Below are 15016 nucleotides of genomic sequence, written 5' to 3'. Positions count from 1 at the left end.
GCGCACCAGGTTTTTGCCGTCAGGCGCGCGCCTCGGCCGTCGCGACCGCGTCCGCCGCCCCGCCCTCGACCCCGTCGTCGCCCCCGTCCTCGGCCTCGTCCTCGGCCTCGTCGTCCGGCAGGCCGTACGCGTCGGCGATCAGTCCGTAACTCCGCAGCCGCGCCTCCCCGCTGTGCGCGTTGGCGGTGATCATCAGCTCGTCGGCGCCGGTGCGCTTCTGGAGGTCGTCGAGCCCGGCCCGTACCTCGTCGGCGGTGCCGTGCACGATGTTCGCCAGCCACCCGTCGACGAACTCGCGCTCGGCCGGGGTGAACGGGTACGCCTCCGCCTCCTCCGGCGTCGGCACCAGACCCGGGCGGCCGGTGCGCAGCCGCAGCATCGACAGGGCGCCGGTGAGCACCTGGCGGCGGGCCTCGCGGGCCTCGTCGGCGGCCAGCGCGGCCACCCCGATCAGGGCGTACGGCGCGTCGAGCACCGCGGAGGGCCGGAAGGACTCCCGGTAGAGGTCGAGCGCCGGGATGGTGTTGCGGGCCGAGAAGTGGTGGGCGAAGGCGAAGGGCAGACCGAGCAGTCCGGCGAGCCGGGCGCTGAAGCCGGAGGAACCGAGCAGCCAGACCGGCGGCCTGCCCTGGGGGCCCTGCACCGGCCCGGGCACGGCGTGGATCCTGGCGTACGGGTGCCCGTCGGGGAAGCTGTCGTCGAGGAACCGGGTCAGCTCCGACAGCTGCTCGGGGAAGTCGTCGGCGCCCTCGTTCAGCCGGTCGGTCCTGCGCAGCGCGGCGGCGGTGGCGCCGTCGGTGCCGGGCGCGCGGCCGAGACCGAGGTCGATCCGGCCCGGGGCGAGCGCCTCCAGGGTGCCGAACTGCTCGGCGATGACCAGCGGGGCGTGGTTCGGCAGCATCACGCCACCGGAGCCGAGCCGGATGCGGCGGGTGTGGGCGGCGAGGTGCGCGAGGATCACGGCGGGCGAGGAGGAGGCGACGCCGGGCATGGAGTGGTGTTCGGCCACCCAGTGCCGGTGGTAGCCGCGGCGCTCGGCGAGCTTGCTGATCTCCACGCTGGTGGCCAGCGCCTGGCTCGCGGTGCGGCCTTCGCCGACCGTGACCAGGTCCAGGACGGACAGCGGTACGGGCGCGGTGCCGCGCGCCCCTGCTCGAATCGCGTCGCTCACCGTGAGGACCTTCCTGCTCCGTGCTGCGCTGGGACGCCTGCGGCGTCGGTACGGAGGAGCTAACAGGAGGTGGTCTCCGGTTATTCCGGCCCGGGGACGTGGGGTCTCCGGCCCGGGGACATGGGGCGCCGGCGGCCGTGTCCGGCGGACGCCGGGTGCCCCGCTCCGTACCCGCCGGAGGTCTCGTCCCGCGCGCACCGGCGGCGTACTCTCGCCCCACCAAGGGCCCCACGCGCCCCGGCGCCGAAAAAATCTTCACGTCCGGAGGGCCCCCGAACGCCCGTACGGCCGGGTCCGCGCACGGCCCTGACCTTGTTCTCTCTCGCAAGGCTGTGACCATGGCATATGCCAGAGGTGCGCGCCCCTGTCCAGGGGCGCGCACCACCGCATCAATCTCGCCAACAGCCGCCCCGTGTCGGGCGCTTGGCGGCTATCGTGGTACGGAAGCTTGCGGTCACAACCTGGTAGGGGGAAACCGTGGCGCTGAAGCCCGAGCCCACCGCGCCGTTCCACTCGGTGCAATACGCCCTGCGCGTGCTTGAGACGGTCTCACGGCACGGCGGGGGCGTTTCGGACGTGCAGATCGCACGGGAGACCGGCCTGCCCGTCGCGCATCTGTCGTCCATGCTGCTGATGCTCCGGCGCGAGGGCTATGTGGAGCAGGTGTCCGACGGCGCCTACATCATCGGCGACTCCCTGGTCCTGCTCGGCTCCGGCACCACCCGCCGCGAAGCGCTCGAACGCAAGCTGCAGGAGACCCTGACCGAGCTGCGCGACTCGGTCGGCGCCGCCGTCTACATCAGCCGGTACATCGACGGCGAGGTGAAGATCACCCAGTTCGCCGACGGGCCGCGCACCCCCAAGGTCAACGAGTGGGTGGACTTCCGCTCGGCGGCGCACGCCAGCGCGGTCGGCAAGTGCCTGCTCACCCAGCTCGACCAGAACGGCCGCCGCGACCACCTCAGCCTCCACAAGATCGCCCGGCTGACCTCGCGGACGATCACCAACGAGAAGGTGCTGTTCTCCAAGCTGGACAGCCAGCCGCCGACCGTCCCGGTGCTCGACCTCCAGGAGTACGCGGTGGGCACGGTCTGCGCGGCGGTGCCGCTGACGGCGGGCTCGGCCGTGGGCTGCCTGGCCCTTTCGCTGCCGATCGAGCACGCGCACCGGCTCCGCTCGGCCGCCGACACGCTGAACCGGCGGGCCGCGCCGGTGGTCCTGTCGCTGGCGATCTGACCGGCGGGCGATCTGACCGGCGGGCGATCTGACCGGCGGAGACCGGCCGCCGACCGGTGTTCGCCGGGCGTTGGTCAGAAGCACCCCGGGACACCAGGTAGTATTTTCTTCGTCAGCAGGCGCCGCTAGCTCAGTTGGTTAGAGCAGCTGACTCTTAATCAGCGGGTCCGGGGTTCGAGTCCCTGGCGGCGCACAGACGGGAGAAGCCCCTCGCGAGAGCGAGGGGCTTTTTCGTTGCCCGGGACGTGCCGTCCGCGCGGCGGTCCACCTCACGCCCGCAGATAGGCGAGGACGGCCAGCACCCGGCGGTGGGTGTCCTCGGCCGGCGGCAGGTCGAGCTTGGCCAGAATGTTGCCGATGTGCTTGCCGACGGCGGCCTCGGTGACCACCAGACGGCGGGCGACCGCCGCGTTCGAGTGGCCCTCCGCGACCAGGCCGAGGACCTCCCGCTCGCGCGGGGTGAGCGCCTGGAGCGGGTCGCGGTGGCGGCGCAGCAGCTGCCGTACGACCTCGGGGTCGACGACCGTACCGCCCTCGGCGACCCGGGTCAGGGCGTCCAGGAACTCCTCGACCTGGCCGATCCGGTCCTTGAGCAGATAGCCGACGCCGGTGCCGTCGCCCGCGTCGAGGAGATCGGCGGCGTACGAGCGCTGCACGTACTGGCTGAGCACCAGGACCGGCAGGGCAGGACGCTCGGCGCGCAGCGCGACGGCGGCGCGCAGTCCCTCGTCCTGGAAGGCGGGTGGCATCCGGACGTCGGTGACGACGATGTCCGGCGCGTGGGCGGCGACGGCCTCGCGCAGGGCGTCGGCGTCGCCGACCGCGGCGACCACCTCGTGGCCGAAACGCGCCAGGAGGCCGATCAGTCCTTCGCGGAGGAGGACGCTGTCCTCGGCGAGGACGATCCGGAGAGGGCGCTGCACGGGATCTCCGCTCGTAGCAGGGTCGGCCCGCCGGGCGGGCTGATGATCGTCAGTGTGCCATCGAGGACCGCGAGCCGGTCGGCGAGGCCGGTGAGACCGCTCCCCCGGCCCGGGTCGGCGCCGCCGTGGCCGTCGTCCTCGACGGTGAGCACGAGGGCGCGGCCGTCGTGGTGGGCGGCGAGCCGGGCGCGGGTGGCGCCGCTGTGCCGGTCGACGTTGGCGAGGGCTTCGCGGGCCACGAAGTGGGCGGCGCTCTCGACGGCGGCGGGGAGCCGGGGCAGGGCGAAGTCCTCGGGATCGGGGTCCGCCCGCTCGGGGCCGGGGCCCAGGGCGGTGGTGACCGTGGTGACGGGGATGACGCTGCGGTCGGCGGCGTCGGCGAGCGCGGCGCCGAGCCCGTAGTCGACGAGGACCTGCGGATGGATGCCGTGGATCAGCTCGCGCAGTTCGCCGAGCACCTGTCCGGCCTGTTCGTGGGCCTTGGCGAGCTGGTCGGCGAGCGGTCCGGCGGGGGCGTCGTAGCGGGCCAGGCCGAGGGTCATGGTGAGGGCGACGAGCCGCTGCTGGGCGCCGTCGTGGAGATCGCGTTCGATCCGCCGCCGCTCGGCCTCGAAGGCGGCGGCGAGCCGCGCCCGGGAGGCGGTGACCTCGCCGATCCGGCGGCTCAGCTCGGCCTCGCGCGGGGCGAGCAGGGTCCGGGCGAGGGCGGCGCGGGCCCCGGCGAGCGCGGTGAGCGGGTACAGCAGGACGGGCAGCAGGAGCAGTCCGGCGAGGGCGAGCGCGCAGGCCGCCGGATAGCCGGTGACCATGATCAGCTTGATCGCCTTGGCCTCGTGGCCGTCGGCGGCGAGCTGGACGGGCACCGCGAGCAGCGCGCCGGGCAGGCCGAGGCCGACGGCCAGGACGAGCAGGTCGAGCGGCCACAGGACGGTGCCGAGCAGGACGGTGTACGTGAGCTCCCGCCAGGTGGCCGGTTCTCGCGCCCGGAGCCGGAGCCAGGCGCCGATGCCCGGGGCGGCGGGCACCTGGTGCGGGGTGGGGGCGGGGGCCGGGTCGAACAGCCGGAGCCGTCGTCGCTCGGCGCCGCCGACGCCGAGCGCGGTCAGCGGGAGCAGCGGCAGGCCGACGAGGAGGAGGGCGAGGACCAGGGTGGCGAGCAGGGTGAGGAGGGTGAGCAGTCCGGAGAGGACGCCGGTGGCGAGGTAGGCCACGGCCCGCCAGGGCCAGCCGGTGAGCGGGAGGCGCGGGCCGGCGAGGGCCTGCCAGGCGCTAGGGGCGGCGCCACGGGAGTGGGGGCGGCTGGGGGACGGCGGCATGACGATCACGCTATGCGGGGCGGCCGGGGGCGGGCCAGGGGGGCAGGGGGTGGGGCGATGGTGGTGCCAGACCTACCCCGGGGGCGGGCGAGGGGCGCGTACCGAGGGCTACCCGGCCCCGGCCCCCGGCCCCTGTTCGGCCTCGCCCTCACCGGGGAAGGGGCGGTGCCGGCGTTCGTACTGGGCGCGCAGAGCGGTCCTGGCGGCCGGGCCGAAGGGCTCGTACGGGCCGGTGGGGGCCGGGCGCCACCAGACGGGGTCGGTGGTGGTGAGGGCGGTACGGCGCAGGGCGACGCGGTGGACCTTGTTGGTGGCGGTGAGGGGCAGTTCGGGGACGACCCGGACGAAGGTGGGCGGCATCTTGGTGCCGAGGTCGCCCTGGGCGGCGAGGAAGTCGGCGAAGGCGGCGGGGTCGAAGGCGGTGCCGGGGCGCAGGGCGACGGCGGCCATCACCCGGTCCCCGGCGACCGGGTCGGGTATCGCGTAGACGGCGACGCCCGCGGCCCGGTCCCAGCGGGCCAGGATGTGTTCGATCATCGCGGCGGCGAGGTTCTCGCTGTCGACCCGCAGCCGGTCGTCGGTGCGGCCCGCGAAGTAGAGGAAGCCCTCGGGGTCGCGGTAGAAGAGGTCGCCGGTCCAGAAGCCCTCGGCGCGGACCCGGGCGGCCTCGGCGGCGGGGTTGCGCCAGTAGCCCTCGAAGGCGCTGCGGCCGCGGTTGACGAGTTCGCCGACCGCCTCGTCGGCGTTGAGCAGCACGCCGGCGGGCGAGAAGCGGGCGGGCGGGCATTCGCGGTGGGTGGCCGGATCGAGCACGGCGAGGTCGTCGCCGGGCGCGGCCCGGCCGATCGCCCCGGCGGGGGTGTCGGGGGTGCGCTGGACGGAGGCGCCGCCCTCGGAGGAGCCGTACCCCTCGACGAGCCGGGCGCCGTAGCGCGCCTCGAAGCGGGCCGCGTCGACGGCGCCGGCCTCGGTGCCGAAGCCGAGCCGGAGGGCGTGGTCGCGGTCGTCGGGGGTCTCGGGGGTGGCGAGCAGGTACTGCACGGCGCGGCCGACGTAGGTGAAGTAGGTGGCGCCGAAACGGCGGACGTCGGGCAGGAAGCGGGAGGCGGAGAAGCGGGCGCGCAGCGCGATCCCGGCCCCCGCGGACAGCGCGGGCGCCCAGTCGGCGATGACGGCGTTGCCGTGGAACATCGGCATGCAGATGTAGTGGGTGTCGTCCGCGCCGACGCCGAACTGCCGTACCAGCGAGGCCCCGGCGGCGGCGAGTCTGCCCTGGGAGCAGAGGGCGGCCTTGGGCGCGCCGGTGGAGCCGGAGGTGAAGGTGAGCAGGAAGCGGCTGTCGGGGCGGACGGGGCGGAGCGGCCGGGCGGCGATGTCGTCCGGGGTGGCGTGCTCGTACGGGGCGAGCAGCGCGGCGTACGCCTCGGTGTCGGTGACGAGGACGCGCAGGCCGGGGAGTTCGAGGCCGTCGAGCAGCGGCAGGTGGGCGCGTTGGGTGACGAGCACCCGGCAGTCGGTGTGCCGGATGTCGCGGGCGAGTTCGGCGCCGCGCCGGGTGGGGTTGATCCCGGCCACGGCGGCCCCGGTGAGGGCCGCCGCGCCGAGCCAGAGCGGGTACTCCGGTGTGTTGTCGAGCAGCAGGCCGAGGTGCGGCTCGCGCCCCGGCCGGTCGGGCATCAGTTCCGTGAGCAGGGCGGCGCGCGCGGCGGCGCCCGCGGCGACCTGGTGGTGGGTGAGGGTGGTGTGTTCGTCCCTCAGCCCGGGCCTGTGGTCGCCCCATTGGCGTCGTACGAGTTCCGCGACGGTCCCCATGCGGCGGGATGGTAACTGACGGCCCGTCAGTTGTGAACGGGGTCGGGTCCCTGGGTGCGGGACCCGGTCAGAACTGGACGTCCGAGCACGCGTAGAACGCGTTCGAGGTGTCCGCGATCGTCCACACCGCCAGGATCAGATGACGGCCGGTCTTGCCCGCCGGGATGGTCCCGGAGTGCGAGAGGGTGGCCGGCGGCTGCTGGTTGTTGTACGGGACGACCAGGAAGGGCTGGGTGTCGAGGTCGGCCCTGGTGAGGGTCTTGCTCCCGTTCCAGCCGTTCTTGGTGATGTAGTACCGGAAGTCCGTGGTCGCGTGACGGGCCGTGAACTGCCAGCGGAAGGTGTAGCTCTGGCCCGCGGTGACCTTGGTGGTGGGCCAGGCGCCGTTGCGGCCGTTGTCGAGCTGCGCGAAGCGGGAGTTGCCGCCCGCGCAGATCTTGCCGTCGGCCGGTCCGCCGGACGGGAAGCCCTTGGGCCCCTCGACCGACTGCGGCTCCCACTGGATGTCGCCGCAGTTGGTGACGGTGCCGTTCGCACAGAGCTTCTGCCGGCTGATCGGCGAGTCGGTGTAGCCGTGCCCGGTGGCACTGGTGGTGGCGAAGAGGGAGGCGGCGGCGACGCCGAGCGCCACCGCCGCTATCCCAGTTTTTTTGCGCATGCTGTCGCTCCAGGAAGAACGTGGGGGAGTTCCATGGCCGTACCGCACGCGTGCGTGGTGCCGGTGACGCCCCGGGGCGCCCGAGGGTGGTGCCTGGTTTTCCACAGCTGACTTGGTTCCGGTCTAGACCAAGTCCCAAGGTATGACCGGAACTTGAACATGTCCATACCAACGGCGGCCTGGAGCGTGGCCGCCGGACTCCCCGTAGGACCGGCCTCAGCCGGGCCTCAGGCGCCCTCCCCCGGCGCGGTCCTGCCCGTGTAGAACGCCACCGTCAGGTCCTTCACCAGCGCCTTCCGCTCGTAGTCGTCGAGCTCCACCAGACCACGGGAGGTCAGCCGGTGGACCACGTCGTCGACCGCGTCCACGACGGAGGTGAGCACGCTGTCCCGGTGCTTGGCGTCGATCGCCGCGATCCGGCGGCGCTGCATCGCGGCGGCCACCTCGGGGGCGTACTCGATCCGGGTCGGCTGCGCCGAGAACACGTCGATCCCGACCGGCGCGCACTCCGCCGACAGCATCCGGGTCAGCGCCTCGCCGACCGCCTCCGCGTCCCGCAGGGTCGGCGCGTCCTCGTGGAACGCGTCGGCCGGCAGCTGCGACAGCACCCGGGCCATCGCCGCCTCCACCTGCTCGCGCAGGTACTCCTCGTGCCGGTCGACGCCGAGCGCGGCGCGGACGGTGTCCCGGATCCGCCACACCACGAGGACGACGACGTCGAGCGCGGTGCCCTTCGCGTCGACCGCGGGCAGCGGCTCGCTGCGCCAGTGCCGGAGCCGGACGTCGACGCGGCGGCGGAGCAGGAGCGGGCTGACCCAGAGCAGACCGGTGCGGCGGACGGTGCCGCGGTAGTCGCCGAAGAGGGTGAGGACGAGGGCGTAGCCGACCCGGCCGCGGCCGAGACCGCCCAGGAAGAAGAGCGTGAGGACGACGCCGAGGGCGAGCAGCGCCCACTGGCCGAGGTGGATGCCCTGGTACGGGCGTGCCGGCAGCCGCAGCATCCGCGCGGCCTCGGCGGGCACGGCTCCGGCCCACCACACGACGGCGGCGCAGCCGAACAGGGCGAGCACCCCACCGAGCACCCCGACCCACCCCGGCAGCACCGGCCCGGCCCGCTCGACGAGGTGGGGATCGGCGGTGGGGGTGGGGCGGTGGGTACGGGCGGGAGCGGTGGGGCGGGTGGGCGCGGGGATGGCCGGTTTGGCCCTGGCCCTGTCCTTGGTCTTGCCCTTGCCCGTTGCTCCCGGGGCCGCGGTCTTGGCCACCGGCACGGTGGCGGGCCCGCCGTCGTCGTCCGTCACGGCCGCGCTCGGCCCCTCGGGCTCGTCCCGGAAGAGCAGGTGCACCGGGATGCTGCCGGTGGTCTCGGACCCGATGACGGTACGACGCCGGGTACCGGCGCGGGCGGGGCCGCCGGTCATGTCGGCGGCGACGGGGACCGTGAGGGTCTTGAACGGGACCCCGGCGATCCATCCGAAGTCGACGGAGTCCGCCTTGCGGTGGGATGCCTTGCGGGCCGCGCCGGGCGCGGGGTCGGCGGACGGGGTCGTGCCGGGCTCGTCCGGCGCGTCGACGGCGATGCCGGGGCGAGCAGGGGCTTCGGGGGCCGGGGCGGTGGTACCGGCCGGGCGCGCCAGGGAGACGGGCGCCGCCGCGTCACGCGCGCCCGCGCGGCGCGGCACGTCCGAGGGCCGCTCGGACAGCGGACTGGCGGCGGAGCGGGCGGGGCCCGCCGTGGCGACGGCAGGACCGACGGGACCGACGGGACCGACGGGACCGACGGGGTCCGCACCGGTGGGGCGCCCGGTCGGCGCCCCGGCGTCCGGGGCGGTGCCGGTGCGCGGGTCGGAGGCGGAGGTCGCGCCCGCGGGCGTACCGGCACCGCCGCCAGGCGGGGCGGCAGTCGGGCCGGAGGGCCGCTCGCCGAGCAGACCCGAGGCGGGACTCGCGGCCGGGGCCGCCGTACCGAAGCCGGTGCCGGAGGCGCCCGGGGCGGTACGGGCGAGGCCGCCGCCCGGCGTTCGGTCGGAGACGGGCGCACCGGGGCGGGCCGAGGCCGTCGTACCGGCGGTGGCCGAGTCGGCCGACGTGGGGGTGGGTCCGGACGGGACCGCCGGGGTACGGGGCTCCCCCGCACCCCCCGGGGTGAGAGGCGCGGCGGCGCCGCCCGGCTGGGCCGCAGCCGCGCCGGAGGCCCGCTCAACGAGCAGGCCAGAAGCGGGGCCCGAGCCCGGGGCCGTACCGACGCCGTCGCCCGGCTGAACCTCAGCCGCACCGGAGGGCCGCTCGCCGACCGGGCCCGGAACAGAAGTCGCGCCCACCGGCGTACCGGCGCCCTCGCCCGGCAGGCCCGCAGCCGCACCGGACGGCCGCTCACCGAGCAGGCCCGGGGCCGGACCCGCGCCCGCGGGGGCGCTCAGCCCACGGGCAGGGACGTTCAGCGGCCCGCCCGCCCGAGGGGCGGGGCCGGCCGCGTCAGCGGGCCCCGCGCCCGGCAGGCCGGAGGTGACGCCCGCGCCCTCGGGGGCGGTCGTGGGAGCGGGGCGAACCGCGTCAGCCGCAGCGTCAGCGGCCCGCTCACCGACCGGGCCGGAAGCGGACCCCGCACCCGGGGCCGTACCAGCGGCGGCGCCGCCCACCGCGCCCGCCGCCGCGCGGTCCGACGAGTCGGCGCTCCCCGCCCCGGACGGGCCCGACGCCGACTCGGCCTCCGCCCCGTACGGGCCCGGCGGCGCCGCGCCAAAGCCCGTACCCCCCGGATCGGCTGACGGGCCGCCAGAGCGCAGGCGGCCGTCCGTCAGGCGGCGGGCCGTGCGGGCCGCGTCGCGGGTGGCGGCGGGGCCCTGGTCCGGTGGTGGGGTCGGGGTCGGGCTCGGGGTCGATGACGTCATTCGGTCCACCTCATGTTCTCGGGGTCATCGGAAAAGGCGCCGCCAGGTCTCCGGGCCCGGGTAGCCGTCGGCCGCGCCGCCGCGCCAGCCCTGGGACCGCTGGAAGGACTCGACGTTGCGGCGGTCCGCCTCCGTCCAGCGCGGACCGGGGCCCGACAGGTAGTGCTTGCCGAAGCCCCGCTTCACCAGTTGTTTGCCCAGCTTCTCCACATATGCGCTGGACTGGCCCGGACGGAAGTAGCCACGCCCGGGGAACCCGCTCGCAGTTGCGCTCGAACCGCCCGAACCACTCGAACCGCCGATGCTCCTGCCCTGCCCGCTCACGAGCAGCGCCCAGGTCTTCGGCCCCGGCAGTCCGTCCGCCGCGCTGCCGCGCCAGCCCTGGGCGAGCTGGAACGCCTGGGTCGCCCGGCGGTCCGCGTCGCCCCAGCGCGGGCCGGGGCCCTGCGTGTAGTACTTCTGGGCGCCCCGTGCCACGAGCAGCTTGCCGAGCTGGGTCACGTACTTGTTGTTCGCGCCGGGTCCGAACATCGCCGTCCCGGGGTACGGGGCGTCCGGCTTCACCACCGGGTCCGTACCGGTGTCCGTGCCGGTGCCCGGGCCGGAGCCCGCGTTGCCGCTGCCGCCGCTGACCACGCCCTTGTAGCGGTAGGCGAGGTAGCGGTCGGAGTTCTCCCAGTACGCGAGCGGGGTCGCCTGCTTCCTGGTGCGCGGCTTGGTCTGCTCGTACGCGATGTACGAGGTGTGGGTGTAGTCCGTCCAGCCGCCGAAGATCGTCACGTGCGAGCCGCGCGTCGGGTTGGCCGGGTTGTGGAAGAGCAGGATGTCGCCGGGCTGGAGGTCCGCGCGGTCGATCCGGTCGGCGAAGCGGTCCAGGCTGCCGGTCCACTCGTTGGAGCGGAGGTTCCAGGCCATCGAGATGTAGCCGGAGCAGTCCTGGCGGTAGCCGTCGGACCAGTAGCGCTCCATGGAGTACGGCACGCTCGCCGTGACCCAGGTCTTCGCGCGGTTGATGATCTCCGCGCGGGTGGTCTTCCGCAGGGACTGGACGGAGATCTGACTGGTCGTCGGGACCGCGTCGGGGGACGGCGCGGAGCCCGGGCCGGGCGAGCCGTGCAGCGGGCCGCGACCACCCTGCGGGGTCTCGGGGCCCGGTCCGTGCGGCACCGCGCGCAGCCCGGCGCCCGGCCCCGCGGTGGCGTCGGTCGCGTCCACGGCCGGGTCGGCCGGCACCGCGCCCGCCGCGCCCGCGACGCCGGTGCCCCCGCCGAGCACCACGCCCGCCGCCGTCACCAGGACCAGCGCGCGCCGGGCACCGTGCGCCGCCGGGTGGCCGCCGGACCTGACCGGGAGGCCGAGGGCCAGGTCGCGCCGCTGCTGGGCACAGCCCGGGCAGCCGCAGTCCGCCGCTGGCTCGATTTCTTCGAAGACCGGCACGCTCATGCGTTCCCCTCCACACTCGTCAAGATCTTTTCGCGCTCCTGTACGGGCGCCAGTGTCTCAACTGTCTGGACAAATCGCATTTTGACGGATCGAAGGGTCAATACGACCATCCGACAGGCCGGGCGGGCCAGGAAATGGTCCGGAGCACCGCCGGAGGTCCTGTAGAGTTACGCAGGTCAGCAGGCGCCGCTAGCTCAGTTGGTTAGAGCAGCTGACTCTTAATCAGCGGGTCCGGGGTTCGAGTCCCTGGCGGCGCACGCGCAGTACTGAGGCCCTTCACCAATGGTGAAGGGCCTCAGTCGTCTGCCCGCCTCCGCGCCCCCGCTTCCCTTACAGTGAGCGGAACCCGACCTCCCGCGGCGGCTCCGGGCTCCTCCCGCGGCTCGTGAGCCCGTGGTCGAGGACCGGACCGGCCGGCGGCGCGCCCCCCGCCCCGTCGGCCGGCCACCGGTCACGGCGCGACCCGGGCCTCGGCGGCGAGCAGCTCCAGGAAGGCCCCGGTCAGCGGATCCGGCCCGGGACGCCCGTAGGCGGCGAGGACCCGGCGCACCGGCGGGTCCGTCCGCAGCGTCCGGCCGGGGAAGGCGGGTGGCAGCAGGTTGCCCGGGACCAGGGCGGGGCCGAGACCGGCGGCCGCGAGGAGCGGGGCGGCCGCGGTCTGCGCGGTGCGGACCGCCACCCGGGGCCGGAAGCCCGCCGCGGCGCAGGCGTCGTCGAGGACCTCCGCGAGACCGTTGCCGGGGGTGAAGTGCACCCACGAGCGGTCCGCGAGAGCCGCCAGGCCCACGGGGTCGGGGGCCGGGTCGTCCGGGGGGACCACCACGACGAACTCCTCCGTGCCCAGCCGTCGCACCGGGCCCTCCCACGCCGCGGGCACCGGCCCCACGGCGAGGTCGGCCCGGCCCGCCGCCATCGCCGCGAGGAGGGTCTCCGCGTGCGGGAACTCCTCGATCCGCACCCGGACCCCGGGGTACCGCTCACGCCACAGCCGCAGGACCGGGGGCAGCACCCCGAGGGTGACCGAGTAGACGCAGGCGAGCTGGATCTCCCCCGTCTCCAGACCGGCCGCGCGGCGCGCCGCCGCACGGGCGCGCTCGGCGTCGGCCAGGGCGGAACGCGCGTACGGGAGCATGACGCGGCCCATCGGGGTCGGCCTGACCCCGCGCGGGAGCCGTTCGAGCAGCGGTCCGCCGCTGTCCCGCTCCAGGGCGCGCACCTGGTGGGAGAGCGCGGGCTGGGAGACGTGGAGGAGTTCGGCGGCACGGGTGAACGAGCCCGTGTCGACGACGGTGACCAGGTACTCGAACTGCCGGAGCGTTGCCATGAGGAAATGTTATGGCAGGCAGAGAAAGCATGTCTTGGACCTATGGCGGTCGGGTCGGAGACAGTGGCCGGGTGCCGGTTCCGCGCCGTACGCGCCGCCGCACCGCGGGCACGCCGGGGCACCCGTGCCCCGTCCACAGCTCACGCCACTTCTGCCACTCGCGAGGACACCTCCCATGACCACCGGAATCTTCCAGGACGCGCTCGACGGCCGTCGGATCGTCGTCGTCGGCGCCGGATCGCACACCGGCCGCAGGCTCGCCGAGACCGCGTCCGCCGCGGGCGCCGAGGTGATCCTCGCCGGCCCCGACGCCGCCAAGCTGGCCGCCACCGCCGAACGGCTCGCCGGGCCCGCCGTCGTCCAGCCCGTCGACCTCGCCGACGAGGACTCCGTCGCCGCTCTCGGCTCGGCGGTGGGCCGCTTCGACCACCTGGTCTCGACCGCCGCCATGCCCGCCAACGGACCGGTCGCCGCACTCGACCTCGCCGCCGTGCAGCGGGCCTTCGCGGCCAAGGTCTTCGGCCCGCTGCTGCTCGCCAAGCATCTGGCGGGCCAGGTGTCCGAGGGCGGCTCCTTCACCTTCTTCTCCGGGATCGCGGCCTGGCGCCCGGCCCCGCAGCGCGTCGTGATGGCGACCGCCAACGGCGCGCTGGCCTTCCTGGTGCGGGCCCTCGCGGTGGAGCTGGCGCCGGTCCGGGTCAACGCCGTCTCGCCCGGCATCGTCGACACCGGGGCCTGGGACGGGCTCGGCACGGGCAAGGACGAGTTCCTCGCCGGGGTCGCCGCACGCAACCCCGCCCGGCGCGCCGGTTCGCCCGACGACCTGGTCCGGGCCGCGCTGTACGCGATGACCAGCCCGTTCGTCACCGGGACCGTGCTGCACACCGACGGTGGCGGCCGACTCGTCTGATGAACCCACCGCCCGCCGCCGGATCAGCCCCGCGCCCGCGTCCCGGTCAGATACGCCGAGACGATCACGTTCGCCGTGTACGCCCCGGCCTCCTTGTCGAAGGTCCCGCCGCAGGTGATCAGCCGCAGCTCGGAGCGGCCCGGCAGGTGCGGGCCGTAGGCGCGGCCCGCGTCGAAGCCCTCCCGGGGCACCACCCGGACGTCGTCCACCGTGAATTCCGCGACGCTTCCGTCCGAACGGGTCACGGCCACCGTCGTGCCGGGGCGCGCCGTGCTCAGGCCGTAGAAGACGGCCGGGCGGGTCTGCGTGTCGACGTGGCCGACGAGGAGCGCGGCCCCGGAGGCGCCGGGGCGGGTGCCGGAGCCGTACCAGCCGACCGTGCCCGGCAGCTCGTACGGCGGCGGGTCGATCGCCCCGTCCCGGTCGAGGCCGCGGGCGACGACGGGGGCCGAGACGCCGATCGACGGGATCTCGACCCGGCGCGGCTCGGCGGGGGCGAGCGGGTCGTGCGCCGGGGGCAGCGGCAGGCCGAGCGGGCGGCCGACGGCGGCGATGTCGCCGGTGGCGGGCGCCGAGGCGCCGCTCGGGCCCTCGGCGCCGTCCTTGCCCCAGAACCACAGGCCGAGCAGCAGCACCGCCCAGGCCGTGCCGGTCAGTGCCCGCCCGGACGACACCGGGTCAGTCCGTGCCCTGGCCCGCGCCGCCGCGGCGGCGGGCGCTGCTGCGGAAGGCGACGGCGACCGCGGCGAGGGCCGCGAGGCCGAGGCCGAGCAGGGTGTACGGGGTGCCGAGGCCCTCTTCGGCGGCCGTCTGGGCCACGCCGGGCGCCGCGGGCGCGGCGAACGCCGCCGTGCCGCCGCCGCCCGCGTGCACCGGGGCGATCGGGGACGGGTGGTGGGTGGGCCGGTGGCTGGGCTCGTGGTGGCGCCGGACCTGGACCCAGCCGACGTCCTGGTGCTCGTGGCCGTCGCAGGTGACGCTGACCTTGTAGGTGCCGTCCTCGAGCTCCGACTTCAGGGTCGTGTCGCCGAACAGCGGGTTCTTGCCGCCGTCGCGGCCGGTGAGCTCGGCCTGGGCGACGAACGCCTGGGACCTGGCGGCGCCGGTGGTGCCGTCGCAGCCGGTGACGCGGACGTCGACGTCGGCACCGGGGGACGCGGTGCCGGGGGTGACGGTGGCCTGGACTCCGTCGTGGGCGAGGGCGGTGCCCGCCGTGGGGGCGAGCACGAGCACCACGGCGGCGCCCGCGGCACGGAGAGCGAGGGGACCTGAACGCATTGTGACCTCCTGGTACTGGCAGGGTCACCCGGTTCGGCCCCGGCCGCATCCGCA

At 75.4% G+C, this 15016-nt stretch carries 12 protein-coding genes and 2 tRNA genes; 4 read left to right on the top strand and 10 right to left on the bottom strand.

Translation table 11 applies throughout. The features are described 5' to 3' along the window. Positions 1-19: 19 nt before the first annotated feature. Entirely contained in the window at positions 20-1171 is a 1152-nt protein-coding gene (locus ACIPXM_RS21720; RefSeq protein WP_401657736.1) for an LLM class flavin-dependent oxidoreductase, read from the bottom strand. Between the two features lie 477 nt (positions 1172-1648). On the opposite strand from ACIPXM_RS21720, the gene ACIPXM_RS21715 reads away from it, so the two are divergent. Both ACIPXM_RS21715 and ACIPXM_RS21710 read left to right on the top strand, forming a co-directional pair. After that, entirely contained in the window at positions 1649-2407 is a 759-nt protein-coding gene (locus tag ACIPXM_RS21715; RefSeq protein WP_401657734.1) for an IclR family transcriptional regulator, read from the top strand. A 119-nt stretch (positions 2408-2526) separates the two neighbouring features. After that, a tRNA-Lys gene (locus ACIPXM_RS21710) sits at positions 2527-2600 on the top strand. Positions 2601-2676: 76 nt separating this feature from the next. Here ACIPXM_RS21710 and ACIPXM_RS21705 read toward each other — a convergent pair. The 6 genes from ACIPXM_RS21705 to ACIPXM_RS21680 all read right to left on the bottom strand — a co-directional run bounded on the left by ACIPXM_RS21705 (position 2677) and on the right by ACIPXM_RS21680 (position 11450). Beyond that, the gene (locus tag ACIPXM_RS21705) at positions 2677-3330 is read right to left on the bottom strand and encodes a response regulator (protein ID WP_401657732.1); all 654 of its coding nucleotides are present in this window, start codon (positions 3328-3330) and stop codon (positions 2677-2679) included. After that, positions 3270-4646 (bottom strand): sensor domain-containing protein, encoded by a 1377-nt coding sequence (locus ACIPXM_RS21700; protein WP_401657730.1) that lies wholly within the window; start codon positions 4644-4646, stop codon positions 3270-3272. Before ACIPXM_RS21700 ends, ACIPXM_RS21705 begins: the two co-directional genes overlap by 61 nt. A gap of 108 nt (positions 4647-4754) precedes the next feature. Next, a complete protein-coding gene (locus ACIPXM_RS21695; RefSeq protein WP_401657728.1) occupies positions 4755-6458 on the bottom strand; it encodes an AMP-binding protein in 1704 nt (567 codons plus the stop codon). A 67-nt stretch (positions 6459-6525) separates the two neighbouring features. Beyond that, complete coding sequence (locus ACIPXM_RS21690; protein ID WP_401657726.1) at positions 6526-7116, bottom strand: lytic polysaccharide monooxygenase; 591 nt, start codon at positions 7114-7116, stop codon at positions 6526-6528. Between the two features lie 227 nt (positions 7117-7343). Further along, positions 7344-10007, bottom strand: coding sequence for an SPFH domain-containing protein (locus ACIPXM_RS21685; RefSeq protein ID WP_401657724.1), 2664 nt, complete (start codon positions 10005-10007; stop codon positions 7344-7346). 24 nt (positions 10008-10031) lie between these two features. Continuing rightward, positions 10032-11450: a peptidoglycan-binding protein gene (locus tag ACIPXM_RS21680; protein WP_401657722.1), complete on the bottom strand. Its 1419-nt coding sequence runs from the start codon at positions 11448-11450 to the stop codon at positions 10032-10034. A 183-nt stretch (positions 11451-11633) separates the two neighbouring features. Between ACIPXM_RS21680 and ACIPXM_RS21675 the strand changes: the two genes are divergently transcribed. Then, positions 11634-11707, top strand: a tRNA-Lys gene (locus ACIPXM_RS21675). A 194-nt stretch (positions 11708-11901) separates the two neighbouring features. Here the strand turns inward: ACIPXM_RS21675 and ACIPXM_RS21670 are convergent. Further along, the gene (locus ACIPXM_RS21670; protein ID WP_401657720.1) at positions 11902-12774 is read right to left on the bottom strand and encodes a LysR substrate-binding domain-containing protein; all 873 of its coding nucleotides are present in this window, start codon (positions 12772-12774) and stop codon (positions 11902-11904) included. Between the two features lie 175 nt (positions 12775-12949). Between ACIPXM_RS21670 and ACIPXM_RS21665 the strand changes: the two genes are divergently transcribed. Beyond that, positions 12950-13684, top strand: a complete 735-nt coding sequence (locus tag ACIPXM_RS21665; RefSeq protein ID WP_401657718.1) for an SDR family oxidoreductase — start codon at positions 12950-12952, stop codon at positions 13682-13684. Between the two features lie 23 nt (positions 13685-13707). Here ACIPXM_RS21665 and ACIPXM_RS21660 read toward each other — a convergent pair whose 3' ends face one another. Together ACIPXM_RS21660 and ACIPXM_RS21655 are read right to left on the bottom strand one after the other, a co-directional pair. Further along, the gene (locus ACIPXM_RS21660; protein ID WP_401657716.1) at positions 13708-14358 is read right to left on the bottom strand and encodes a class F sortase; all 651 of its coding nucleotides are present in this window, start codon (positions 14356-14358) and stop codon (positions 13708-13710) included. A gap of 4 nt (positions 14359-14362) precedes the next feature. Further along, positions 14363-14962, bottom strand: coding sequence for a hypothetical protein (locus ACIPXM_RS21655; protein WP_401657714.1), 600 nt, complete (start codon positions 14960-14962; stop codon positions 14363-14365). Between the last annotated feature and the right edge of the window lie 54 nt (positions 14963-15016).

This window comes from Streptomyces sp. NPDC090025, assembly GCF_044748125.1.
Classification (GTDB): domain Bacteria; phylum Actinomycetota; class Actinomycetes; order Streptomycetales; family Streptomycetaceae; genus Streptomyces.
This window is presented reverse-complemented; position numbering and strand designations above follow the sequence as displayed.